Raw genomic sequence first — 22,914 nt, forward strand, 5'->3', positions numbered from 1 at the left:
ATTGATAGATAGTTTCGTTTATCCATATCTTTTATCACAACTTTTCTATGGTACCATTAAAATGATTTTTATAGAAATGAAAGTGTACTTTCTTCACTTAATTGACATACCTTTCGATAGTAAAAAGAAAAAAGCCTCTGCTTTAAACAGAGGCTTTTCCCACTTTCTTCTTACGAGCTTGTACGCGTCAGCCAAGGAAGAATAAGGTTTTGAAAGGTTTTGTTGTATACAACAATTCGATTCAGATAATACGGATCGTTATCTTTTGTAATAAGATGCGGCGCTAGGATAGCTGCTTGGTGAAAACCAGCATCTTTCACAATCTTAGCTACGTCATCATTTGTATTGCCGTATGGATATGCAAAGTAAACGGGGTCTACTCCTAAATGTTGCTTAATCGTTTCTTTGCTTTTTCGTAAATCTTCAGCAAACGCGCTGTATTTAGCAGGCGTCAGAAATAAAGGCTTGTCTTCTTCTAAACGGTGCATATCATATGTATGCGAACCGATTGTCGCAAGGCCGCTGTCTTTCATTTCTTTTAGCTGACTCCACGAAGCCATGTTTAAATTTTGAAAGTCCTCTTCTCCCACTTGTCCTGCGATTACATATAGCGTAAACGGAATGTTTTCCTTTTTCAAAATTGGAAACGCGTTTTGATACACGGTACGGTCAATATCATCAAATGAAATCCAAACGCAGCGTTTTGGAAACGTGCCTTTTTGCTGATACGTTTCAATATCTTTTGGCGTAACAAACGTAGCGTCAAGTTCCTTCAGCTTTTTTAACTGATGTTCAAAATCATTGCTGTAGACGCTGTACTCTGTTAGTTCGTCAGACTTTGTAACTGAGCTGACAATTCGGTTAAACCAATTATGCTTGCGCACGCGATGATAATTTAAGCCTAAGCATCCGTTCGTCTCAAGCGCTGGCTCCACGGTCGTTGTTGCTTTCGCCTTGTCTTCCCAGTTCACTACTTTAAAGAAAACAAAACCAACTACCGATGCCGCAATCAAAAGAAAGAATACATATTTCTTCATGCGTGCTTCCTCTCTTCAGTATGTTTTAACGGATTAACATCAAACTCGATGTACTGTGCACGCTGAAGCTCTTGAATTTGATCCTTGGATAAAAGCTCAAGACGCTCTAAATCTTTAATACTCGTATACGCCGGCTCTTTTCGTCGGTTTAAGCTTCCAAATCTCTTTTTGTTGTAGGATCTCCATAAAAACAGAGCCAGGAAAAAGAAGCAAAAAATAGCGAGTCCAATTACTAAAAATGTTCGAATTTCGCCGTTCGTCGTTTTGAACGCAATTTTTAATACCCCGCTGTAACGGTCATTTACGCCGATAACAGCTGAAAGGAAAAACCAAAGAACAATGGCACAATACAGCCAAAAAACAGATGAAATAATGATGCTTATCACTAATCGGGCAAGAGGCTGTTTGGCTTGAATCATGATTTGCTCTTCGTTAAGCCGCGGTCTGGACTGCTCCATGTAGCATAGCCTCCCTTCACTCTAGATCTGATAGCACGAGGAAATGCGCCCACTACCACAATCGTATTCACAATCCAGTAAAGCGCTGGGTACCATGCAGCCCATACGTAATACCGCTTCACGTTGTCGTATTTTGAATCAATTTTCAGCGCAATAAACAGCTGAATTAAGCTCATAAATACAAGGGAAAATGAAGTAAACGTAAACCAAAACAGCATGTCTTGAGGGCTGCTCGCCGTAACAAGCAGCATGATAGTCACAAACAGCCATGCGAATGACCAAAGGGTACTGATCCACTGCTCTAAGTATACAATCCAAATTCTGCGCTGCTTCCATTTTAATAACACTTTCCAGTGGCGAAGCATTACCTCTTGTCCGCCTTGAGCCCAGCGTACTCGCTGCTTCCAAATTCCTTTTAGGGTTTCGGGCACAAGCATCCAGCACAATGCGCGCGGTTCATAGCGGATATCCCAAAAGCGCTGCTGCAGCTTCCAGCTCACGGCGATATCTTCCGTAATCATGTCACGATCCCACAGTCCGACGTCCACAAGTGCTTTCTTTCGAAAAGCCACTACTACACCTGAGACCGTCATTACTTTTCCTAAAATTCGCTGTGTTCGTTTAATAGAACCGATAATAGAAGAATACTCAACTAGCTGAATGCGACTCAGCAGCGTATTACGGTTTCGAATGCGCGGATTTCCGGTAACGGCTCCCAGCCGTTCCCCTTTATGAAGAAAATGATGGATTAGATAATACGGAGCGTCTTGATCTAAAATAGCGTCGGAATCTAAGCAGATTAAAAACTCAGCTTTAGATGCGTGCGCACCTAAATGTAACGCGTTGGCTTTTCCTTTATTTTCATAAAGCTGAATTACACGAACTTCAGGGTGATTTCTGCTGATTTCCTTTAAAATAGCAGCTGTTCCATCCGTACTGCCATCGTTAATAAGGATGATTTCTTTAGACGGATAATCTAACGCCAAAAGGTGCTTAAGCGTTTCTTCAATCGTCTCTTCTTCGTTATAGCAAGGCACTAAAAAGCTCACTAACGGCCAGTCAATTGTTGAAAAATCAACTTTAGGATCTCGGTCGCGATAGCGTATGTAAATAAGCGTGCCTGCAATCCAAAATAAAGACATAATAAATGGATACCAGAAAACAAAGCTCGCAAGCTTTTCAAATCCAGGTATTAATACGTGTTGCATATTCATTTTTCTGACTCCTTCACACCAATTAAAATTGCACAGAGTGACAATTTTATCACTAAATTGGTTAAATAGAACATAGTAATTTTAACCATCTAAAAAAAGATACTTTTAAACTACTTTTATTCCTATATTATACAACCCTTAAATGTAAGCAAGAAGCACCAATAAAAGATGGGCAAGTTACCTACTTAAAGAAGTGACATATAGTATCTTTGTAGATTAAAAGCGTGATGATTGCAGATAGTATACGACAGAACCCTTTTCCCTAAGGAGGAATAACAACTATGAACGAACAAATTCAAAAACTGCTCAATAACTTAATTCAACTTGAACACGTCTCTTCGACTTTATACCTAGCTATGTCTAACTATATGAATCGATTAAACTATAAAGGAATGGGCAGCTGGCTGCGTCTGCAGTCTGAAGAAGAACGCACTCATATGCTAAAACTTATTGACTACTTAGTTGACCGCGGCGGAACGGTAGAATTAAGCTCTTTGCCTGCTCAGCCAAGTGAGTTTGGGTCACCGTTAGAAACGTTTCAAAAAGTATTGGAGCATGAGAAGTTCGTCACGAATTCTTATCGTCAAGCGTTTCAATTTATAAGCCAAGCGAATGACCCTCAAACATTAGTCATCGTGCAGGACTTTTTACGAGAGCAAGTCGACGAAGAAGCCCAAGCTCAAACGATTGTAGACCGTCTAAAAATCGCCCAAAATAACCCTGCAGCTATTTTCATACTCGATCAAGAACTAGGACAGCGAAAAGCTGCACCAGCGGGTGGAGCAGCTGCGCAAGGTTAAAAGCGCAGAAGAGTGTAGAACAATGTGCAGAGCCAATAACACGACGCCCGTTTCCTTGTTTCGAGTTGGTATTCATCACGGCTATTATGGCTATCCGCCCAATGTGTATGACGCCATTCAAAGGCTTATGAATCAATATATGCATCAGCTTCACTATCATCGGCCTCAATATGTTCACGTCTACTACGTGCACCCTTCTCTTATTCACTACTACCTTCACTAAGTTGAGGAAAATAAGAATTTTGCTTCTTGAAGAAATTCACCGTTTCTCTACCCTAATTCAGGAATCCTAATCAAAAATATGGATATTTATGCTAATATAGGTTTTGTTAATCAAATAAAGAAACAATTATTAGCGGGGTGTCATATGGATAATCAATACGTTGTAGGATGGGGAACGCTGGCTTTAATTAATGCCGGATTAGCGCAAGGTAAAAATCGAACGGGTCTGAACTGGTTCTTATTATCTCTTGCTTTAGGACCGCTTGCTACCTTCATCTTACTGCTGGTTGAAAAACGATAAAAAATTTGTTCAAAGCTCATTGCTTTGAGCTTTTTTCTTTATTCTTCAACTATAACTGCTCTTCAAAACAAGTAAAAAAGCTCCGCTTGAAATTTTTTTCTCGACTTAATATGCATAAATCTATTCATCATTCAGCGTAAATCCGGCTGGATTTTGTTAATAAAAAACCTACTCTTTAGAAAAGGAAGGAAGCTCCTTTTTAAACCTTTGTTTCTGACAATAAAATCAAAAGAAAGAAAAACGCTTTTATTCTATGCTTTTCTAATTAACAGATTAACTGTGTTCTACAGATGATGACCATTTACACGGGACAGCTGTGCATCTAATGAATGAGGTCAAACTTCCTGTATTTCTCAATCTGTAGAATGAATAAATACTCATTTGCTTCATTTGACAAAGAAATAAATGCTGTGTAGTTTAAGTAACATACCCCATCTAAAATGTTTTTAGAAAGGATTAAGTAGCAAGATGCGTACAAAAAAAGAAGAGTGTATAATTGACGAAATGGGAAGAGTATCGCTTCCTTCTTTGTTTATGCAACTAACAAAACTCGAGACGAACGACAAAGTTTTTTTACGGAGCTGTGATGATTGGATTATTATCGATCATCATGATGAAAATGTCCCGGTTCCTTCTCATATCTTCATTCGAACAATTGACCATATGGGTAGAATAGTCATTCCAAGATCCCTGCGAGATGACTATGAACTTAAGCCCTTTGATTATGTAGAACTATACGTGGTAGAACAGCAAATTGTTATGAAAAAAAGAGACGAAAAATCGATAGCGCTTTCACAAAAACCTGCGGTGTCTCCTCCTTATTATGCAACATTAACCGGCCGGCAGATTCAGCTCACTTCTGAACTTTTAACGTCCGTCGAATTGGATGCAAACATGGAGGTTCAATTTTTTATTAACAAAGAAAATAACATTGTGATTCAAAAATATGAAATGAATTTTGGTAAGAAAACGACTTTAACATTTACGGCTCAATCTCGAAAAATTGATGACCGTTTTCGACTTACTATTCCTAAAAAGCTGCGAGATGATTTCTCCATCCACTCAGGTAAAATGTTAAAAATCAAGACAGGTAATAAGCAGCTCATTCTAGAAAAAGTGGAGAATGAAAAAGAGATTAGCAGCGTATTATCTCAGCAAATAGACGCAGCAATTGTTGAAAAATTACTGAAATAAGAACGACGCCAAAAACAAATGGTTTCCTACGACTTCAAAGCAAAAGCTAAGAGTTATGCATAGACTGACTCTTTCTATACTCAACTCTTAGCTTTTAGACTTATCTTTTTATTTCTTTATATATTGTCTCTACTGGATAATCGCTAAAACGGCTCATCCACTCTTTTACTGTGAGTGTGATACGATCTCGATATGCGGGATTATTCGTATAGAATTTTACTTTGTCACTGTCAACAATTAACGCTACATAATAATAACCTTGCTTATCATACTCAATGATCCCTTCCATAAGCGTGTACAAACCGGTTACTCCACCTGATAGCGCTGTCGCTCCTAAGTCGTCTAAATCTTTTTCTTCATGGACGATTTGAAAGTTATCAACAAGCGTTTCGTAGTCATTTCCTACAAGTTTTTTCACATTTTCATCCTGTTCACTTGGAAGGATATCGAGTTCTGATAAGGTCTTCGTATGTTCTGTGATCTTTCCTTTTTTATACGTGCCGTCAAAAGAAACATTTAACCCGCCGTAATAGGAACAGCCTGCAGTAGCATCAATTTTGATTTCTTTTTGATTTAACGTGAAGTTTAGTATGCATTCCGTAGCTTCTTCCGTGTCTTTATAAATCGCTTTATTTCCTTCCACCTCTGCTTTTCCTTCTATTCCTCCTGCATTCGCACCGTATACTGCACCTAGTGTAAAATCAAAAGAGCCGCTTGTTGAATTAGTGATAGTTAATCCTGCTTCTTGATGATGAATATCTCTTGACCATTCTCCGTCATAGTTTCCGCTGTTTTGCGTCGATGGTGCTGATGCTTTGATTGAAGCAGTGTTCCCTGCATTAGAGATATCCTTTAAGCGTAATTGATCGCCCGACCATACGGCTGAATATACCCAATCATACTCCTTTATCGTTTCTGAACCATTAGGCTGAACAATCATAATCACTTCATGAGTTTGGATATCATAAGCAGAGCCTGCTTTTTTAAAGTCAACCACTTCATAATCTACTACTCTTTCTTGAATTCCTTTGCCATGTAAATGACTAATTAAAGACTGCTGATCTTTATAAAGAGAACTTCCTTTCACCAGATAGCTGTTTACTTCTTTAAAAGAACCGTTGTTAATTCCTTTTATTAAACCTTGCAAATATGACTTGATTAATACATTAGCCGTTTGTTTTGTAGGGGTGGATACGTTGATTTCATCTTTAGCAGAAGCTGTAGTACTTGTTGAAGGAGTGCTTGACTTTTGATGGTTGCCCTTTTCCTTATCATCATTTTGCTCCGATGAGTGAATAGCGCTTTCTTTTTGTTCAGGATGTTGAACACTTGAAGTGATGCTTTCTTTTTCGTCGCGGGAAGATACCTCATTTTGCTGACAGCCGCTTATAAGTAAACTAACCAACAGCAGAATACTAATCACACTGACGCTTATAGTGGAACGTTTCATGACTTCTCCTCTTTTCTTCTCTAGTTACACAGAACGATTTATTAACACTACAATTATACTAAAATAAAACACTGTTTCCATATCTATCAAAATAATTGTAAATAATTTGAATATGTGATTATAATAAGATACTTTGCATAGAGGAGGCTGATTTAGTTGAAGATCTCAACAGGAGCTGAATTTTACGATAATGACGAGACGTTTTTGGCCTATACAAAACGCCGGCAGCAAAAAGAAAATGCCAACGATACGATTGAAAAACCGGCTATTTTACAGCTTCTAGGTGATGTTGCACATGCAAACGTTTTAGACTTAGGGTGCGGAAACGCTGGATTTGGCGCGGAGCTTCTTGCAAAAGGGTGTTTCTCTTATACGGGAGTAGACGGCTCTATTAATATGATAAACGCGGCTCAGCAACAGCTTTCAAACTATCCAAATGCAAGAGTGCTTCATGAATCGATGGAGCATTATACTCCACCACGCACAGAATACGATTTGGTTACTGCAAGACTGTCCCTCCACTACGTGGAAGACTTAGCCTCCATTTTCATTAAAGTGAATCAAGCACTCAAACCTGAAGGAAGATTTATTTTTTCTGCGGAACATCCAGTCATTACTTCCACTTTGCAGCCTTCTGCTTTGCGCACAAACTGGACGGTGGATAACTACTTCTCAATGGGATTTCGTCAGCAGCACTGGATGGGCGGATACGTTCAAAAGTATCATCGCACGCTTGAAGAGTACTTTTCTTTGATGCAGCAAAGCGGATTCACCGTTACAAATTTAAAAGAAGCATGTCCTCAAAAAGAACGTTTCGACAGCGCTGAAACTTACGAGCGTCGAATGCGTATTCCGTTGTTTTTACTGATGAGCGGCGTGAAGAACAGATAAATGAAACTTCGTTCACCCTAACTATAAAAAAATCCGAACGCGTTGGATTCCCTATCAAGAATCTCAATTCATCGTTCGGATTTCCCTTCAACTAAACTACTTTTGTCCCAGATTCTTTCCTAACTTTCTTCGTATAAAACCGTTTTTTGTTTAAACTTAGCGTATGTTATTTAGTCACGCTCACGTTATAAAATACAGGGCCTAAGTTAAAATCATAGCCTTTTACTTGTGTAGACACGGCGTTAATATTGACTTTATGGCCAATTAACGTAAACGGAAGCTCATCCCATACGTATTTTTGCGTAGCATCAATAGCTGGTCGTGCATCTTCTACAGAAGCAGCGGCTTTGATTTTATCTAAGTATTTCGTTGACTTTTCAACCGGAGCTCCTCCTGACGTCCAAAAGCCTTGGAAAATGGTTGAACGCGCCGCCCAGTCTACGGGATAAATATCCCATGCTTTAGGATCATTTACTTTATCAGTAAAAGTTGCCCAGTCATACACTTCCAGCTTTACTTTCACACCGATTTTTTCAAGCTCTTGCTGTACAATAACAGCCGTATTGTACTGATCTTGATAATCACGTGACGTTAAAAGACGCAGTTCCTGCCCGCTGTATCCAGCCTTTTTTAAATAGCTTTTTGCTTTCTTTTCATCATGCTGATTGTACTCTTCTTTTCCTGCTTCACTGTAATAGTTCGGAAATTTTTTATTCACAATCGATGAAGTCAGTTCATAATAATCGGAATCGCCATATGAACTTGATAAAATATCTTTTGCATTAATAGCGGCATTTACAGCTTTTCTAGCATTTAAATTGCTAAAGAACCCTTCTTGCGTGTTATAAAATAAACCAATAAATCCGCCTGGAGCCAGCTTGTTTTTAACATTTTGCGTACTTTCAATTTGAGCTGCATTGTCGCTTGAAATACCTAATGCAATGTCAAACTGTCCGGCTGTAATGCCTGAAATTCTAGTAGATTCATCGCTTAAAAAGCTAATTTTAGTTTCATCTACGTGAGGAGTCTTTTTGATTTTGCGTCCTTTCGAAGAATAATCTTTAAATCTTTCTAACGTGATATATTGATTCTTCTTCCATTCTTTCACTTTAAATGGACCTGTGCCAACGAACTCAGTAGCTCCTTCAGCAGGTGCTTTTTCGATGATTTCTTTTGGAAAAATAGCGGCCGCCGGAATCGGATCTGCTAGCAGGGCCAGCGTATTCACATTCGGTGTGTTCAAATGAAGCTCAACCGTGTAGTCTCCCGTTTTTTTGACTTGTGCACCAACAAAGTTTGTTTTGCCAAGTGAAGACAGCTTAATCCAGCGGTTAATCGAAGCTTCTACATCGTCTGCTGTCATTTCTTTTCCATTATGAAACTTTACGCCTTTTCGCAGCTGAAACGTGTAGACTTTTTTATCATCGCTGATATCAATTTTTTCTGCTAAATCAGGCTCTACATTACCTTTACTATCAAAAATAACAAGTCCTTCGTAAATATTTCGCGCCGCATCTTTAACCGAAGAATTCCCAGTAATCTGAGGATCTAAAGTTGTTGGCTCGCTTTGAAACGCAATGTTTAGCGTACCTCCGTCTTTTCGAGCGGCACTGGTACTTTTATTCTCTGAGCTTGCTTGATTATTACTGCACCCCGCAGCAAATAAAGCAATCACAATAAATAATAACCATTTCAACTTAACCTTTTTCAACGTCATTCCCCCAATAGTTAAAATCGCTTTTTGAAAACCTACTATTTTCGTAAGGTTAGTAGGAATATAAACCATCCTACCACCTTTCCATTTGTTTGTGAAATTAGCAAAATTAAACTGTTTCTTTGCAATTACTGATTCAATTTATCTTGTTTCAATTCTTAATTCTTAGTATGTTTATAAGTAAAGTATTTTATCTAAAGGAGGATATTATGAACTCTGCCATCCGTCTTCATACTAAAGAACATATTGCAACGATTGAACACTACAAGCAAGCTTTATCTCTTCTATCATGGGACGCAAAAACATCCGCTCCTCTTAATAGCCAAAAGCAGCATGCAACCATTCAAGGCACGCTTTCAAAAGAGCTTTACCTGCTGCAAACAGATCCAGCCTTCGCAAAAGAATTGCAGCATCTTCAAGAACACAATCTAAATCAACTACAGCAAAAACAAGTACAGCACTATTGGAACATCTATCAAAAACTTTCCGCTGTACCACTGGAAGACTATCATCAATTTTCCGTTTTAAAAGCTTCTACTCATGCTCTTTGGTCACAGGCTAGAGAGCAAAATGAATTTAAGCTCGTCGAAGACAACCTGCAGCAGCTGATTCATACGCATAAAAGATTTGCGGATTACCGTAATCCTCACCTCGCTCCTTACGAACAGCTTTTAGAAGAATATGAGCCCGACGTTTCTAATGAAACCATCGATTCGCTTTTTCAACAAATTAAAGATGCTATTCTTCCTTTGCTGACAAAAATTAAACGCTCTTCGGTTACACATGATACATCATTTATCAGCAAGCCGTTTTCAATCGAAAATCAGCAGAAGCTCGGAAAACACCTTCTCACTGCTATTGGCTATAACTTTAAGTCTGGCCAAATCGGTATCACGACCCACCCGTTCAGTGCAGGCATTCACTCGCAAGACGCACGGCTTGCAGTAAGATACGACGAACACAATGTAAAACTGGCAGCTTTTATGTTTTTACATGAAGGCGGACATTCTATCTATAACCAGCAAATTAGCTCTGACTTGCTTGACACAGGGTTAGGCGCGTACACGTCTATGGGACTGCATGAATCTCAGTCTCTTTTTTGGGAACGTATCATTGGAAAACACGAAGGCTTCTGGAGAAATCACGCTCACTTATTCAAAGAGTTAGAACCTGCGATCTACGGTGATATTTCATTTGAAACTCTTTACTTTGCTTTAAATGAAGTCACACCTTCTCTCATTCGTTTGCAAGCAGATGATCTTACCTATCTGCTGCATATTATCATTCGCTACGAGCTAGAAAGAGATTTATTCGCTGACAAGCTTCGCGTCTCGGACCTTCCTTCCGCATGGAATGCAAAATATGAAGCGTACTTAGGAATCAAACCAAAAACAGACCGTGACGGGGTATTACAGGACGGTCACTGGTACGGTGGAGCGTTTGGCTACTTCCCTTCCTACAATCTAGGCTTTATTTATGCAGCTCAGCTAAGAGAATCCATAATCAAAGACCATCCTGACTTTGATGAAATCATTTCGAGTCAAAATCTATCGCTTATAGCAGACTGGCAAAAACAGCATATCCACCAGTATGGAAAACTAAAAACGCCAAAAGAGATCTTAACGAGCCTTTCTATAGGTAGAATTGATGCTCAGCCGTTAATTAATTATTTGACGAAAAAATATGAAGGGTTATACAAACTTTAAATTTGCCATCAAAAAAAGCATCAAAGCCTTTTGTTAGAGAAACAAAAGCTTTGATGCTTTTTTAAAGAAAGATTTACTTAGCGTTTGTGCTAATATAATGTTTAATTACTTCATAAACATAGTCTTGGCAAGCTGCTGCTGTGTTTGGATTATATTTTCCACCGTTTACTTTGTTGTTAGATAGCACTCTGATACCTAAGAATGGAACGTCATAGCTTCCTGCGATTTGTGCTGCCGCCGCGCCTTCCATTTCTTCTACAGACGTGCCGTACTTAGTATGGAACCACTTAATTCGATCCACTTCGTTATTCCACGTGTCCGCTGATCCTATCGTTCCTTCAACCACTTTTCCTTTTTTATATGTATCTTTTACTGCATTTGCAGCCGCCAGTAACTTCTTATCTCCTTCATAATAGCGAGCTTTTTCAGCATCAGGATCTTCTCCAGCACTTCCTTCAGAAGCCATTAAATCCATGGGCTTCCAAGCAGCAGGGTCCATTCCTTCGCCTTCTTTTTTATCTTCTGTTTTTAAAGAGCCTATATTCGTTGTTCGCTTTCCTAACACAATATCAAACACGTTCAGATTTTCATCATGTCCGCCTGATGTTCCTTGATTGATAATTGCTCTAGGATGGTATTTTTCTATAGCTATCGCTGTAGCAGCTGCCGTGTTTTCCATTCCTTTTCCCGTTTTAACTACGATGACTGGATAATTATCAACAGTTCCTTTGTAAAAAACAAAATTCCCTGACTTTTCTTCTTTTACATTTTCTAATTTTTTAGCGAATTTCTGCGCTTCTATCGGCATCGGCCCTTGAACAATAATAGGCTTCTGCTTCTGTTTATCTCCGGCTTCCTTTTTTGAAGCTGAATTACACCCGGCAAGTACAGATAGTAATAGAATCATACTAATCCCCAATAAAATTCCTGATTTTAACACCTTGTTTTTCATAGATTATTACTTTCACTCCATTTCGTTTTGCTGTTTCATACACTCGATGATTGGACAAAAGAAAAAACCTAGAACACTTTTGATTTTCTAAGCTTTTTAGAGTCAAAGTATAAGAAGTTAAGCACGGAATAACATTTATATACTGATAAACCGAACATTTTTACACTTTAACCCGTAGTCCAGTTCTTTGAATGGGAACCAGGTAGAGACACTCAGACCATATTTCCAAGCATATACGAGCAATATTTTTCACTTTTTAAATGTATCAAATACAAAATGGTTATTCAATAAAAAACGAATATTTTAATTAAAAAATCGTTAAAATGTTCGTTTTTATGATTGAAAGCCACTTAATCTTTTGTCAATTTCTACCTCAATACAAAAAAAGTGTCTCAAAACCGAAACTTCGAGACACTTTTTATACTTACTGAAAACCCATATTTATCGTTCTGCCTTCACTTCACGTTAAGTGGAAGCGGTGCATGAGGAGCTACAAGTTTCTGTTCACGCATTTCTTCCCAGAAGGCTGCCGGAATTACTGTGTTTAATGCCGCTTTGTCTTCGGCAATACGCTCTGGACGACTAGCACCGGGAATAACAGCAGCAACCGCTGGATTAGCCAGTGAAAACTGGACAGCAGCAGCCTTAATGCTGATCTGATGACGATCTGCAATAGCTTTAATTTTTTCTACTTTTGCCATAATGTCCGAAGATGCTTTTTGATATTCAAAGTGCGTACCTCCAGCAAGAACGCCTGAGCTGTATGGTCCGCCGACAACAATGTCCATATTATGCTTTACGGCTTCGGGCATTACTCGCTGCAGCGCACGCTCATGATCTAATAACGTGTAACGGCCAGCTAGCAACGATACATCCGGCTTTGCTTCTTCCAGCTCCAGCATGATTTCAATTGGCTCTACTCGGTTTACTCCAAGTCCCCATCCTTTAATAACTCCTTCTTCACGCAAGCGTGTAAGCACACGAAATGCGCCCGTTCGAGCAGACTCAAATTGTCCTACCCACTCATCTCCATAAAAATCTTGCGCGACATCATGAATATACACGAAGTCCAAGCGATCTGTTTTTAAACGGTTTAAGCTTTGCTCGATCGAACGAAGAGTTGCATCCGCACTGTAGTCATTGATAATTTTATTTTTACGGCCAAATTCAAAAAGTCCGCCTTTTTCTCCCATATCACGTGAAGATGTGTCTTCTAGTTCATCTGAAATAACGCGACCTACTTTTGTACTTAGCACATACTCATCGCGATTTCTTTTTGATAGTGCTTCACCAAGGCGCATCTCCGCTAAACCAGCTCCGTAAAGAGGGGCTGCGTCAAAGTAGCGAATTCCGCTTTCCCAAGCAGCATCGACCGTTGCGATGGCCTCTTCTTCTGGAATATTACGATACATATTGCCCAGTGGTGCCGTTCCAAACCCTAGTTTTCCTTGCAGTATTTCTCTCATATTCATAAAACCTCCTGAAATTTGTGTTAACTCTATTTTAGAAATTTGTCAGTATGAGGGTAAACCCAATGACTGATCTATTCATTAAATGTGATTATTATCCCCTGACAAAATTTATTATGAAGCATATACACAATAAAAAAAAGTACGCACTTCAAAGTAATATGGGAACTAAAAAGTAACCTACTAAGGAGCAAATGAGCTTTTCAGACTCTCCTTTTATTTATGTACTTTCTACTTCTTACTCATGCAAACAAACATTGTGCATACAATAAGCAGAAAGCTACTTTATAAATGAGGTGAGATTCTTGAGAGATGAATACTTCAAAAAAATTGAAGATAAGCTCGATAAGCTTGATGAAATGGATAATTCCACAATGAAAGAAGAACAAAAAGATGAGTATTTTCAAAGTTTGCTAGATGATATGGATGATTTGTTAAAAGACATGCGCCAGAGAGAAAAAGACTCCGACCATCTTGTCAGTGAACATATGAAAACGGTTAATGACATATTTGATAACGCAATCAAAAACTTAAAAAAAGACCGAAATTAGCGTTACCATGCTTCTACTTCTTTTTAATATACTGATTTTTCTGTTTTTTAAATATAAAAACATAGTATTTCATATATAAAAATGGTATTTTCAGTATACGCAAACTGTAGGAGTGAAAAAAGGAATGGAAAACAGTCACTTTAAAGAACAAGTAAAAACGAAGGAAGAGCTTCGCCGTATAGTCGGAGCGCCTAACAAATTGGCGCATCAAAAAATAATTTCTTATTTAGATCGACACTGCCGGGAATTTATTAAACATTCCCCTTTTGTTATCATCGCTACAGCTGATTATAAAGGAATTTGCGACAGTTCTCCGCGGGGGGATCACCCTGGTTTTGTACAAGTCGTCGATGAGAAGAGACTATTGATTCCAGAGAGGCGCGGCAATCAAAAAGTAGATTCATTGGAAAATATTTTATCTAATCCTCAAATAGGGCTGCTTTTTTTAATTCCAGGCATAGAAGAAACGCTGCGGATTAACGGCAAAGCTTGCATTGTAAAAGAAAAAGCGCTGCTTGAAACCATGGCGGTTCACAATAAAACTCCGCTGCTCGCTATCAGCGTTGAAGTACAAGAATGCTTTCTCCACTGCAGCAAAGCATTCAAGCGATCAAAGCTGTGGGATCCAGAATCTTGGGAAAGAGTCGAAACGCTTCCTTCCGCAGCTAAAATTGTCGCAGAACACGCAGGCTTTTCCACCCTAGAAAGCCGCAACAATCCCGAAGAAAGCAAAACTCAGCACCTCTATGAAAAAAAGCCGCTATAATGCGGCTTTTGTCATTTTACCATCAGAAACAGTATACCTCCGGCAATGATTAGAACTGGTAACAAAGCAAGAAGCAGGCCTTTTTTCGAACTTCCTATGTATTCATGATCACCATAGGCGCGGCCTGTTCTAAAATCTACTTTCACCTGAGATTCTTCTTTTTTATGTTCTTTTTTCATCCTCTTTGCCTCCTAGCGGCAGTTGGGCGTCAATTTGCTTAATATGATGCTCTAAATGAGCAATATAATCTTTAGCCAACCACTGGAGCGAAACGAAGTTTCCATCTTCTAATTTGAATTGATACATATGCTTTTCTGTTGGTATATGCGAAAGAACGGAAGCAATTTGCTTATTTAAACTGCGCCATAGGGCAACTATTTCTTCCATGGGCGTAGCTTGATAGTGCTGCAGTTCTACCCATTCATCTTGTTTGTAAGGCGTCAGGACCAAAGGTATTTTTTCATGCTGCACATTGATAAACCGCTGCAAATTGTGAATGGCTGAGTCACATAAGTGCCCCACAATTTCTTTCGGTGACCACTTCTTAGGAGCAGGACGGTTTGACGCCGCTGCTTCAGAGAATACTTCAAGCTTTTTAGGAAGCTTTATCACCCATTCATTTAACTGAACAATCGTCGTTTCCATGTTCATTTCTCCTTTAAGCACGTTTTTTCAAAAACCTTCCCCATATAATATTCATCGACTGATTTTTCATCTACAACTAGTGAACATACTTTTTTCCCTTCTATTTCGAAACCCATTTTTTTATACAGCGAAATGGCCGGTTCATTGTGGGTCATCACCGTTAGCTCCACTCGTTTAATGCCGCTCTGCGCTGCCCATCTCTCCATTTCTTTAAACAACGAAGTGCCGATGCCCCGGTTTCCGTAAGATTGAAGCACGCCAACAGCTAAGTATGCGCTGTGTTTTTTTCGGTTAACGCTTCCGCCAATCACAGATAGATGTCCGACGAGCTGGCCGTCTTGTTCCGCCACTAATATGGTCGAGTTCGGCATCTTTAAAAAAGTTATAATCATTTTTTTTTGCTGTTCAAGCGTAGTCGCACGCTCATTTTCCTCGTACAGCATATATGCTGTTTCTTTATCAAGCTCTTTATTTAACGCTAAAAAAGCGGCTGCATCGGAAGCTGAAATTTCTCGAATCACGTTTACCCCTACTTTCGTCAATAGTAGTTAACTAGAAAAGAACGTTAATAAACAGATGATATCCTTATACACGTGCTGAACGTTTTCCAAGAAAAGCAGTGAAGATAAAACATATACTAAAAGCGACGGCTGAAACGAAAAAGCCAAGCATCCACCCTAAAGCTCGCATAAACGTATCTTCATTGGGATACAGAGGCTTAACGCTTAGCCACTGGATCACCATAATCAATGCCACTATCAAGTAAAAGCTGCTTCCTGTTAAAGCCATTTTAAGACGGTTTTTAAATGACCCTGTCCATGCTGCACTAAAGGCGCTCCACGTGAAAATACTTACAATCGTCGCTAAAAACATAAGAACAATATGTAGATAAGGGATATTTGTAAACATAAGAAGATAGAGTAAAAATATTGTAGTACCAAAATATAAAGCATTAATGCCAAACAAATAGCCTCCGCTCAGCCAGTGATTTTGAAACCACTTTTTCTTGCTGAGACGTTCTACCACTCCGCTCGGCACCCACAGCGTACGTGAAAAAATAATCATCGCCAGCACAAGTATCATGCCGACCAAAAAGAGTGTTGACACTTTTTCATCAACCTTTCTATTTAAAGTAAATATGGTTAATTATACTATTAATAACAAAATTAAACTATCGTTTTCTTTACTAATGAAGAGGCTGAGACAAACGTATTTTAGTGGTAGGGAAATTTGAACGATGCATTGAGATTCTTGGTAGAGAATTAAATTCGTTCGGATTTTTTATGGATAGGCTGAATGTAAGTTTTATGTAGGTAGCTGCTTCTAGCTGTTGATTGGAGGGAAAGGCGAAGACTCCTGCGGGAAAAGCGGAATAGGTGAGACCCCGCAGAAGCGTAAGCGACGAGGAGGCTCACCGGCCGCCCGCGGAAAGCGAAGCCTTGCACGGAAATTAACAGCGGTGTCACAAGCAATTCATATGAGCTCATTTATCCTATTTGCTCGTCTTTCAATGGGATTAATTTAGATATGTCTTAATCTCTATTTACATTCTTCCTCCGGTAAACGGATTGATTTCCCCTGTTAAATCACGTCCTGCTTTCTTTTCTTCGTGTGCGATGCGCTTGCCAATCGCAATTTTATTCCAAATTAGCGGCACCCAAATACACGCTCCGAACAAAATCATTCAAAAAAGTTCTCCCATTTCTTCCATCCTTTCTTTTTCTGCTTTTATTTTGAAGACAATAAGAAACGCGTATACGCCTTTTACTCTTTGTTTGAATCACTCATATCATATGAAAAGAAATAAACCAGGATTGATAAAGCCATTCCGTACACGGTCCAAGCCGCTAGTAAAATGACGTACTGATGATTGATAAAAAAGACTCCGCTTGAAATCAGCAGCAGGATAAAACTAATCCATTTTACTTTTTTCATTACTCTATCCCCTTTACTTAACCTTTTACAGTAAGTTTCTTATTATCTACTTGTTACTACGGACAAACTGTATAAAAGTTCCATATTTTTTAAATAAACGGAAAATAATTTGATAAAACGTTCAACTATCGATTATCATATACCTTAAAGTAAGCTTTACGATTCATAAGTGGGAGTGAACAATCTTGTCTTATAGCATGAAAGAAATGAATGAAAAAACCGGGCTTTCCGCACCGACTTTACGCTACTATGAAAAAGAAGGAATTCTTCCTTTTGTAGAGCGTGATGAAAATGGAAAGCGCCTCTATAATGATACGAATATTGAATGGATCCGTTTTATTTTGGCTCTGCGCTCAACAGGCATGCCGCTTGCAGAAATCAAGCGCTATGTAGAGCTCTATAAACAAGGCGAAAGCACGATTAAAGAACGAAAAAACATGATGCTTCAGCACAAAGAAGCGGTGGAAGAAGAAATGGCCAAAACTTTTAAATACCTTGAACAAATCAACTATAAGCTCGCTTTGTACGACTCACTAGAAGCAAAATTAACGCAAAAGGAAATTAAAATTTAAACACAAAAATCCGCAGGTGCACCTGCGGACTTTTTATTAATACAGTGAATTTACGGTATTCAACAGCTCTTCTGACCATGTCCAATCGCTGATTTCAACCGCATCTGTTACGTGGTGCAATTTACTAGCTCCGATAATGCTTGACGTTACAGCGGGCTGATTCAATACCCATGAAAGAGCAAACTGAGACAAGCTTACTTCATTTGTTTCTGCTAACTTGCGATACTGCTCCACCAGCTGAAAGTTTTGGTCTGTAAAGTAGTTTCGCAGCAGCTTTTCACCATGCGCAGCGCGGCTTTCTGGCGGCACGTCATTTGATGTTTTATATTTTCCTCAAAGCATGCCGCGCGCTAACGGACTGTATACCATAACGCCTACACCTTCAGATTGACTAAACGGCAGCAGCTCTTGTTCAATTTCACGAGAGAGAAGATTGTACTGAGGCTGAGCGGAAATAAATTTTTCAAGATTCATTTTGTCACTAATATGATGAGACTTTGCAATTTGCCACGCGGCATAATTGGAGCAGCCAATATAACGAACTTTGCCTTGACGAACTAAATCATCGAGCGCGCGAAGCGTTTCTTCCATAGGTGTATGGTGATCAAAAAGATGAACTTGATAAAGATCAATGTAGTCCGTCTGCAGTCGTCGCAGCTGATTATCCACTTCTCTCATAATATGTGTGCGTGAAAGACCTTTATCATTTTTGCCTTTTCCTACGGCAATGCCGACTTTTGTTGCAAGCACAACATCATCTCGTTTTCCTTTTAACGCACGTCCAATAATTTCTTCCGATTCCCCTGTGCCATATCTAAACTCTTCATCCTGCCCTTTTCCGTAATAGTTGGCTGTGTCAATGAAGTTAATGCCGTTTTCAATGGCGCTATGTAAAATAGCTGCCGACGCTTTTTCGTCAATCCATCGTCCAAACGCCATTGTGCCTAGACATAAATTTGATACTTCCAGACCTGTTGTTCCAAGCTTTCGATATTGCATCGATACCCTCTCCTTTTTATGGCTGTCTTCACTCTCACTCTTTCTTATCATACATCTTAACGTCCACTTTAAGACAAGCCTTAAGCTTGCGTGCATACATAAAAAACTGCTAGGAACAGGCAGTGCTTCTAGCAGTTTTTGGGTTCATTTCCGCTTATTTTTTGTAATTCGCTTCTTAATTAGACATAATATGGTAAGATAAATCATAGCTTACTCGTTATCGAAACTACATTAAGCTGACGCTGTTAAAATAACGGCGATTCCATTAAAACAAGCGTGAATGATCATACTTGGAAGCAGCGACTTTGTTTTTTCGTACACCCACGCGCACACGATACCCGATAAGAAGTTAACGGGCAAGGTATTGTACGTTGGAATATGCACCAGCATAAAGATAAACGAACTTCCCGCCAATCCAAACACAATTCCTCCTTTACGTTTCAGCCATGTATAAAAAAATCCTCGGTAGATAATCTCTTCATAAAAAGGTGAGATTACAGCGGCTGAAACAAAAGCAAGTATAAATGAAAACAGCGACAGGTCATGCTGTAAACTGGCTGTTTTTTTATTTTCATACGTCATACCAAACCATTCCATTAGCACAACAATTGCCACACTTCCTAAGATCAGCACAAAAAGCCAAAAAAGAATGCGCGGCCAGTGCCGTTTTGAAAACGATTGAAAACCAATTTTTCTATCACCAGTCTGAACCATCAGTCCATACAGAGCTGATAAAAACACAGCTGCCATAACAAACCCAGTAGCTGTTCCAGCATAAAGATCATTTTTAAACAGGGAATGCAAAGCATCCTGCAATATGCCTTCAATTAAAATAGGCACACCAACAAACGTGACGACCAGCATAATTACGAATGATTTTATGGTCCATAATCCTTGATTTTTTTGTTTCAAATTACTTCGCCTCCCTTTTACATATATTCAGTGTAAAAGGTGACGTAACGTTACCTGCAAGCATTTTTTTGGAGGGATTAAACATGATTTATTTTTCTACGGGGCAAGCCGCTAAAAAATTAGGCCTCACGGTGCGTACGCTTCGTTACTACGATCAAATTGGCTTGCTTCATCCATCGTCAAAATCAGAAAATGGAAAGCGCTCTTACTCAGAAACGGACTTAGTCACACTAGAGAAAATTACCCTTTTAAAAAACTTAGCCGTTCCTTTGCGAGATATTGAACTTATTCTTCATCAAGTAAGTATTGATAAACTTCTAGGGATTCATCAGCAAAAACTTCAGCAAAAAGCTTCAGAAATTCAGCGAGCTTTAGAACACACCCACACGCTTCGCAACAGTATAAAAATAGAAGGTGAATTAAACTGGAAGCAGCTCCTTCCTTTAGTTGACAATGAAACTAATGCCAAGAGCAGCTGGACTGATCTGCTTTCGCTTTCATTAGAAGAAAGCAAGATTCTGCAGCATGATTTGCCTAAAATGGAGAATGCGAGTGCCGATAAATGGATTAGCATGATAAAGCGAATTCAGCTTTGCTTAAAGCATCAGCGTGCACCTCAATCTGAAGATGGGCAGCTGATTGCAGCAGATATTCTGCTTTTATCAGCTGAACTATTTGGGCAGCATACCGCTTTAGAAGAAACTTTTTGGGATATTCGCAAATCTCCTGAGGCATCAAGTTCACTTAATCTCTACCCTATTGACAGCGAAGTCCTTCAATTTATTGAAGATGCGATTATTTTTTACGAACAACACGTAAAGGAATGAAGGTATTGAGAAAAGAAAAGCTGTTTGCTAATTTTTCTTATAAAAGATTATTTATTTCAAGCACCGCAGCAAGCTTCGGAGATTTATTTGATATGTTTGCGGTGATAACGCTTTTTACATACGTGTGGCACGCAAATTCCCTCTGGATTACGCTTATTCCTGTCGCGTACGCTTTGCCTAGCATCCTGCTAAGTCAAGCAGCAGGAAATTTAGCGGACCGCTATGATAAAGTACAGCTGATGTTTTTGTCTGAACTAGTCCGTCTTCTGTTCACATGTCTGTTATTTTTCACAAATGAACCGCTTTTGGCACTAACGGTGCTGACGCTGCGCTCGATGAGTTCTGTTATGAAAGTGCCTGCACAGCTGGCTTACGTTCGAGAAGTGGTCAAAGAAGAGCAGCTGCTGCAGGCCTCTACTTTACAAAACATTATGTTTCAAATTGCCAAAGTTGTGGGGCCGTTTCTCGGAGCCGCCGCGCTGACGTTCACAACGCCAAAAGCATGCATTTTAGTTAATGCCGCAGCTTGTATGATTTCTATTGGTGTGCTGTTTTCACTTAAAAAAGCAGGTAAAAACATTCAAGGGCAAGCTGCTCGTTCTTCCCATCAACTGAAAGAAACGTACTCAAACGGCTGGAAAATCGTTTTTCAGCACTCAATCCTTTTACGCGCCGTTATGTTGTTTCACCTTTCGTATTTTGTAGTCATGCTTGTTGACGCTCAAATCAGCATCTTCCTACGAGATGTGCTGCCTCACCATCCGGAAATGCTCGGCTGGCTGCTTTCTGGAATCGGGCTGGGAGCGCTAGCAACAGGAATGTATCTTAATAGAAAAAAACAGGTTCACCATCCATTTAGACTTTTATCACTCGGCCTGCTTCTATTTGGAAGTTCTTTATTTTTCATTAGCTGCTTTAATCCAGCCGTTATGTCACCCTATTTCATTTTGATTGCTGCACCTATTGGAGGGGCCGGAGTTGGGCTTAATTTACTGCTGTTTAACTATATCGTTCAAACCTACAGCGACAAGGAACACCTCGGAAAAGTGTACGGATTCATCAACACCTTAACGAGTGCCGTTTTACTTACTGCTCCTCTTCTTGGAGGCATGATCGTAAAGCTTGCAGGGGCTCAGACGACTTTTTTAACGGCGGCAATCATCGTAGTAGTCGTTGGATTTGTGAGTATGGTGATGCCTCTGCGTGATAAACGGGAAGGAAACGTTCAGATTGACGCATAAAAAAACAGCTTGAGGTTGTACCTCAAGCTGTTTTTTTAGACTTCTGTTCATCAACCACCGGCTACATAAATCAAAGCAGCTAATACGTTCGGTACCGCAACCGTTTTGCATCTTCAACTCGGCTCACCTTGCGCGTCTTTTTGGCTGAAAAGAATGTGCCTGTACTTCCTAGCACGATACTGTCAATAAGGTATGCCAAAGCTAAAACGAGCGATACTGCCCCCATTGTGCCTGACACAAAATAGAGATAGCTCCACTTCCCTGTAAAAGAAGCAAGAGCAAGAACAATCCCGACCATCACGATTCCTGCTATAAATCCTTTTTTAATCAATGCATCCCTCTTCCCTTTCTACTCTTCAAATTTTACCATATACTTCTTTTTTTGTATGACACCTTACATTTTATTCTACTATACTCATATCTTATGGTAAAATTAGTAAGAGAGGTGGTACATATGAAAAAACGTCAAGGAATCACGCTGCTTTTATTTATACTCGGAGCAGCCTCTATTTCTTGTGGGATGGCTTTAAAAAAGATCTTTCCTTATTCTCCTGCAGCCGGGTGGATTTTAGGGACACTGCTTTTGCTAGGAAACTCGTTTTATACGAGAAGATACTTACATAGAAGGTCAATTAAGAAGTAAATATCCGCCCCGAGCCGTATATACAAACCTTCATTCGGTTATGGTAAAATAGATAAGCAAAAACTGGATGTAAGGAGATTTTGAGTTTGAAAACAGGATTAATATCTGGCATTATATCTTTAATTATTGTGATTATCATTTCTATTACAGCAGGCAACTGGCAGTATATTTACTATATTTCAGGTCCTCTTGGCATATTACTTACAGCGATTGCACTCGTTACGCTTCTCGACGCATTTCGATTTGAAACAAGAGGTCCTTACTTTACACCCGTCCGGCAGCGAGAGGATACAGAGTGGATGAAACGTTTTATTATTGCAGCTGTTCCTCACTTAGTTGCTTCATGTATTTGTATTTTATTTTTATAGAAACCAAAAAGCCAATGAATGATATTCATTGGCTTTTCTCATTTCTT

General features: G+C 39.3%; 29 protein-coding genes, 1 pseudogene and 1 riboswitch. Of the genes and pseudogenes, 14 read left to right on the plus strand and 16 right to left on the minus strand.

Annotated features, from left to right (window positions below; translation table 11 throughout):
- Positions 1 to 170: 170 nt before the first annotated feature.
- Genes icaB through pgaC form a run of 3 tightly spaced genes read right to left on the minus strand, consistent with a single transcriptional unit; the run spans position 171 to position 2,709 of the window.
- Complete coding sequence (icaB, locus tag LJC66_RS19490) at positions 171 to 1,037, minus strand: intercellular adhesin biosynthesis polysaccharide N-deacetylase (RefSeq protein ID WP_230933369.1); 867 nt, start codon at positions 1,035 to 1,037, stop codon at positions 171 to 173.
- Entirely contained in the window at positions 1,034 to 1,495 is a 462-nt protein-coding gene (pgaD, locus tag LJC66_RS19495; RefSeq protein ID WP_098526172.1) for a poly-beta-1,6-N-acetyl-D-glucosamine biosynthesis protein PgaD, read from the minus strand. The genes icaB and pgaD overlap by 4 nt, the downstream gene beginning before the upstream one ends.
- Positions 1,453 to 2,709 carry a poly-beta-1,6-N-acetyl-D-glucosamine synthase gene (gene pgaC / locus LJC66_RS19500; RefSeq protein ID WP_098249058.1) on the minus strand — a complete coding sequence of 419 codons (1,257 nt, stop codon included), beginning with the start codon at positions 2,707 to 2,709 and terminating at the stop codon, positions 1,453 to 1,455. The genes pgaD and pgaC overlap by 43 nt, the downstream gene beginning before the upstream one ends.
- A gap of 281 nt (positions 2,710 to 2,990) precedes the next feature.
- Here pgaC and LJC66_RS19505 point away from each other — a divergent pair, with 281 nt between their 5' ends.
- From LJC66_RS19505 to LJC66_RS19520, 4 genes are all read left to right on the plus strand, one after another.
- Positions 2,991 to 3,509: a ferritin gene (locus LJC66_RS19505; protein WP_043978529.1), complete on the plus strand. Its 519-nt coding sequence runs from the start codon at positions 2,991 to 2,993 to the stop codon at positions 3,507 to 3,509.
- Positions 3,510 to 3,531: 22 nt separating this feature from the next.
- Complete coding sequence (locus LJC66_RS19510) at positions 3,532 to 3,732, plus strand: hypothetical protein (RefSeq protein ID WP_142328714.1); 201 nt, start codon at positions 3,532 to 3,534, stop codon at positions 3,730 to 3,732.
- 144 nt (positions 3,733 to 3,876) lie between these two features.
- Positions 3,877 to 4,032, plus strand: a complete 156-nt coding sequence (locus LJC66_RS19515; RefSeq protein WP_014458731.1) for a hypothetical protein — start codon at positions 3,877 to 3,879, stop codon at positions 4,030 to 4,032.
- 468 nt (positions 4,033 to 4,500) lie between these two features.
- The gene (locus LJC66_RS19520; RefSeq protein ID WP_230933370.1) at positions 4,501 to 5,226 is read left to right on the plus strand and encodes a transition state regulator Abh; all 726 of its coding nucleotides are present in this window, start codon (positions 4,501 to 4,503) and stop codon (positions 5,224 to 5,226) included.
- 100 nt (positions 5,227 to 5,326) lie between these two features.
- Here the strand turns inward: LJC66_RS19520 and LJC66_RS19525 are convergent, their stop codons facing one another.
- Positions 5,327 to 6,676 (minus strand): TcaA NTF2-like domain-containing protein, encoded by a 1,350-nt coding sequence (locus LJC66_RS19525; protein ID WP_195696171.1) that lies wholly within the window; start codon positions 6,674 to 6,676, stop codon positions 5,327 to 5,329.
- Between the two features lie 156 nt (positions 6,677 to 6,832).
- Between LJC66_RS19525 and LJC66_RS19530 the strand changes: the two genes are divergently transcribed.
- Positions 6,833 to 7,567: a class I SAM-dependent DNA methyltransferase gene (locus tag LJC66_RS19530; protein WP_230933371.1), complete on the plus strand. Its 735-nt coding sequence runs from the start codon at positions 6,833 to 6,835 to the stop codon at positions 7,565 to 7,567.
- Positions 7,568 to 7,733: 166 nt separating this feature from the next.
- Here the strand turns inward: LJC66_RS19530 and LJC66_RS19535 are convergent, their stop codons facing one another.
- Positions 7,734 to 9,284, minus strand: a complete 1,551-nt coding sequence (locus LJC66_RS19535) for an ABC transporter substrate-binding protein (RefSeq protein WP_230933733.1) — start codon at positions 9,282 to 9,284, stop codon at positions 7,734 to 7,736.
- A gap of 206 nt (positions 9,285 to 9,490) precedes the next feature.
- Here LJC66_RS19535 and LJC66_RS19540 point away from each other — a divergent pair, with 206 nt between their 5' ends.
- A complete protein-coding gene (locus tag LJC66_RS19540) occupies positions 9,491 to 10,987 on the plus strand; it encodes a gluzincin family metallopeptidase (RefSeq protein WP_230933372.1) in 1,497 nt (498 codons plus the stop codon).
- Positions 10,988 to 11,060: 73 nt separating this feature from the next.
- On the opposite strand, the gene LJC66_RS19545 is transcribed toward LJC66_RS19540, so the two are convergent.
- Both LJC66_RS19545 and LJC66_RS19550 read right to left on the minus strand, forming a co-directional pair.
- Positions 11,061 to 11,939, minus strand: coding sequence for a 5'-methylthioadenosine/S-adenosylhomocysteine nucleosidase (locus LJC66_RS19545; protein WP_195696168.1), 879 nt, complete (start codon positions 11,937 to 11,939; stop codon positions 11,061 to 11,063).
- Between the two features lie 155 nt (positions 11,940 to 12,094).
- A riboswitch (purine riboswitch) is annotated at positions 12,095 to 12,198 on the minus strand.
- 196 nt (positions 12,199 to 12,394) lie between these two features.
- On the minus strand, positions 12,395 to 13,405 hold the full coding sequence (locus tag LJC66_RS19550) for an aldo/keto reductase (RefSeq protein WP_195696167.1): 1,011 nt from the start codon (positions 13,403 to 13,405) through the stop codon (positions 12,395 to 12,397).
- A 299-nt stretch (positions 13,406 to 13,704) separates the two neighbouring features.
- On the opposite strand from LJC66_RS19550, the gene LJC66_RS19555 reads away from it, so the two are divergent.
- Complete coding sequence (locus LJC66_RS19555; RefSeq protein WP_230933373.1) at positions 13,705 to 13,959, plus strand: hypothetical protein; 255 nt, start codon at positions 13,705 to 13,707, stop codon at positions 13,957 to 13,959.
- Positions 13,960 to 14,083: 124 nt separating this feature from the next.
- Positions 14,084 to 14,725, plus strand: coding sequence for a pyridoxamine 5'-phosphate oxidase family protein (locus LJC66_RS19560; protein ID WP_230933374.1), 642 nt, complete (start codon positions 14,084 to 14,086; stop codon positions 14,723 to 14,725).
- Between the two features lie 11 nt (positions 14,726 to 14,736).
- Here the strand turns inward: LJC66_RS19560 and LJC66_RS19565 are convergent, their stop codons facing one another.
- From LJC66_RS19565 to LJC66_RS19580, 4 genes are all read right to left on the minus strand, one after another.
- Positions 14,737 to 14,904, minus strand: coding sequence for a hypothetical protein (locus LJC66_RS19565; protein ID WP_195696165.1), 168 nt, complete (start codon positions 14,902 to 14,904; stop codon positions 14,737 to 14,739).
- Complete coding sequence (locus LJC66_RS19570; protein WP_230933375.1) at positions 14,888 to 15,370, minus strand: DinB family protein; 483 nt, start codon at positions 15,368 to 15,370, stop codon at positions 14,888 to 14,890. Before LJC66_RS19570 ends, LJC66_RS19565 begins: the two co-directional genes overlap by 17 nt.
- A 2-nt stretch (positions 15,371 to 15,372) precedes the next feature.
- Positions 15,373 to 15,891 carry a GNAT family N-acetyltransferase gene (locus LJC66_RS19575; protein ID WP_195696163.1) on the minus strand — a complete coding sequence of 173 codons (519 nt, stop codon included), beginning with the start codon at positions 15,889 to 15,891 and terminating at the stop codon, positions 15,373 to 15,375.
- A 64-nt stretch (positions 15,892 to 15,955) separates the two neighbouring features.
- Complete coding sequence (locus LJC66_RS19580) at positions 15,956 to 16,477, minus strand: hypothetical protein (RefSeq protein ID WP_230933376.1); 522 nt, start codon at positions 16,475 to 16,477, stop codon at positions 15,956 to 15,958.
- A 223-nt stretch (positions 16,478 to 16,700) separates the two neighbouring features.
- Between LJC66_RS19580 and LJC66_RS19585 the strand changes: the two genes are divergently transcribed.
- Positions 16,701 to 16,895 (plus strand): hypothetical protein, encoded by a 195-nt coding sequence (locus LJC66_RS19585; protein WP_230933377.1) that lies wholly within the window; start codon positions 16,701 to 16,703, stop codon positions 16,893 to 16,895.
- A gap of 18 nt (positions 16,896 to 16,913) precedes the next feature.
- Here LJC66_RS19585 and LJC66_RS19590 read toward each other — a convergent pair whose 3' ends face one another.
- Positions 16,914 to 17,054 (minus strand): hypothetical protein, encoded by a 141-nt coding sequence (locus tag LJC66_RS19590; RefSeq protein WP_230933378.1) that lies wholly within the window; start codon positions 17,052 to 17,054, stop codon positions 16,914 to 16,916.
- Positions 17,055 to 17,134: 80 nt separating this feature from the next.
- Positions 17,135 to 17,305, minus strand: coding sequence for a hypothetical protein (locus LJC66_RS19595; RefSeq protein ID WP_195696161.1), 171 nt, complete (start codon positions 17,303 to 17,305; stop codon positions 17,135 to 17,137).
- A 185-nt stretch (positions 17,306 to 17,490) separates the two neighbouring features.
- On the opposite strand from LJC66_RS19595, the gene LJC66_RS19600 reads away from it, so the two are divergent.
- Entirely contained in the window at positions 17,491 to 17,877 is a 387-nt protein-coding gene (locus LJC66_RS19600) for a MerR family transcriptional regulator (RefSeq protein WP_013084526.1), read from the plus strand.
- Positions 17,878 to 17,913: 36 nt separating this feature from the next.
- Here LJC66_RS19600 and LJC66_RS19605 read toward each other — a convergent pair.
- Together LJC66_RS19605 and LJC66_RS19610 are read right to left on the minus strand one after the other, a co-directional pair.
- A pseudogene (locus LJC66_RS19605) lies at positions 17,914 to 18,876 on the minus strand (aldo/keto reductase).
- Between the two features lie 231 nt (positions 18,877 to 19,107).
- The gene (locus LJC66_RS19610) at positions 19,108 to 19,788 is read right to left on the minus strand and encodes a CPBP family intramembrane glutamic endopeptidase (RefSeq protein ID WP_230933379.1); all 681 of its coding nucleotides are present in this window, start codon (positions 19,786 to 19,788) and stop codon (positions 19,108 to 19,110) included.
- 83 nt (positions 19,789 to 19,871) lie between these two features.
- Here LJC66_RS19610 and LJC66_RS19615 point away from each other — a divergent pair, with 83 nt between their 5' ends.
- Positions 19,872 to 20,615 (plus strand): MerR family transcriptional regulator, encoded by a 744-nt coding sequence (locus LJC66_RS19615; protein ID WP_230933380.1) that lies wholly within the window; start codon positions 19,872 to 19,874, stop codon positions 20,613 to 20,615.
- Positions 20,612 to 21,856, plus strand: a complete 1,245-nt coding sequence (locus LJC66_RS19620) for an MFS transporter (protein ID WP_230933381.1) — start codon at positions 20,612 to 20,614, stop codon at positions 21,854 to 21,856. The genes LJC66_RS19615 and LJC66_RS19620 overlap by 4 nt, the downstream gene beginning before the upstream one ends.
- A 79-nt stretch (positions 21,857 to 21,935) precedes the next feature.
- On the opposite strand, the gene LJC66_RS19625 is transcribed toward LJC66_RS19620, so the two are convergent.
- Positions 21,936 to 22,187 carry a hypothetical protein gene (locus tag LJC66_RS19625; protein ID WP_230933382.1) on the minus strand — a complete coding sequence of 84 codons (252 nt, stop codon included), beginning with the start codon at positions 22,185 to 22,187 and terminating at the stop codon, positions 21,936 to 21,938.
- Between the two features lie 123 nt (positions 22,188 to 22,310).
- Here LJC66_RS19625 and LJC66_RS19630 point away from each other — a divergent pair, with 123 nt between their 5' ends.
- Positions 22,311 to 22,499, plus strand: coding sequence for a hypothetical protein (locus tag LJC66_RS19630; RefSeq protein WP_230933383.1), 189 nt, complete (start codon positions 22,311 to 22,313; stop codon positions 22,497 to 22,499).
- A gap of 86 nt (positions 22,500 to 22,585) precedes the next feature.
- Positions 22,586 to 22,867: a hypothetical protein gene (locus LJC66_RS19635; protein WP_013058546.1), complete on the plus strand. Its 282-nt coding sequence runs from the start codon at positions 22,586 to 22,588 to the stop codon at positions 22,865 to 22,867.
- Positions 22,868 to 22,914: the final 47 nt, after the last annotated feature.

Origin of the sequence: Priestia sp. TSO9, assembly GCF_021029645.1 — a bacterium.
Lineage (GTDB): Bacteria > Bacillota > Bacilli > Bacillales > Bacillaceae_H > Priestia > Priestia megaterium_E.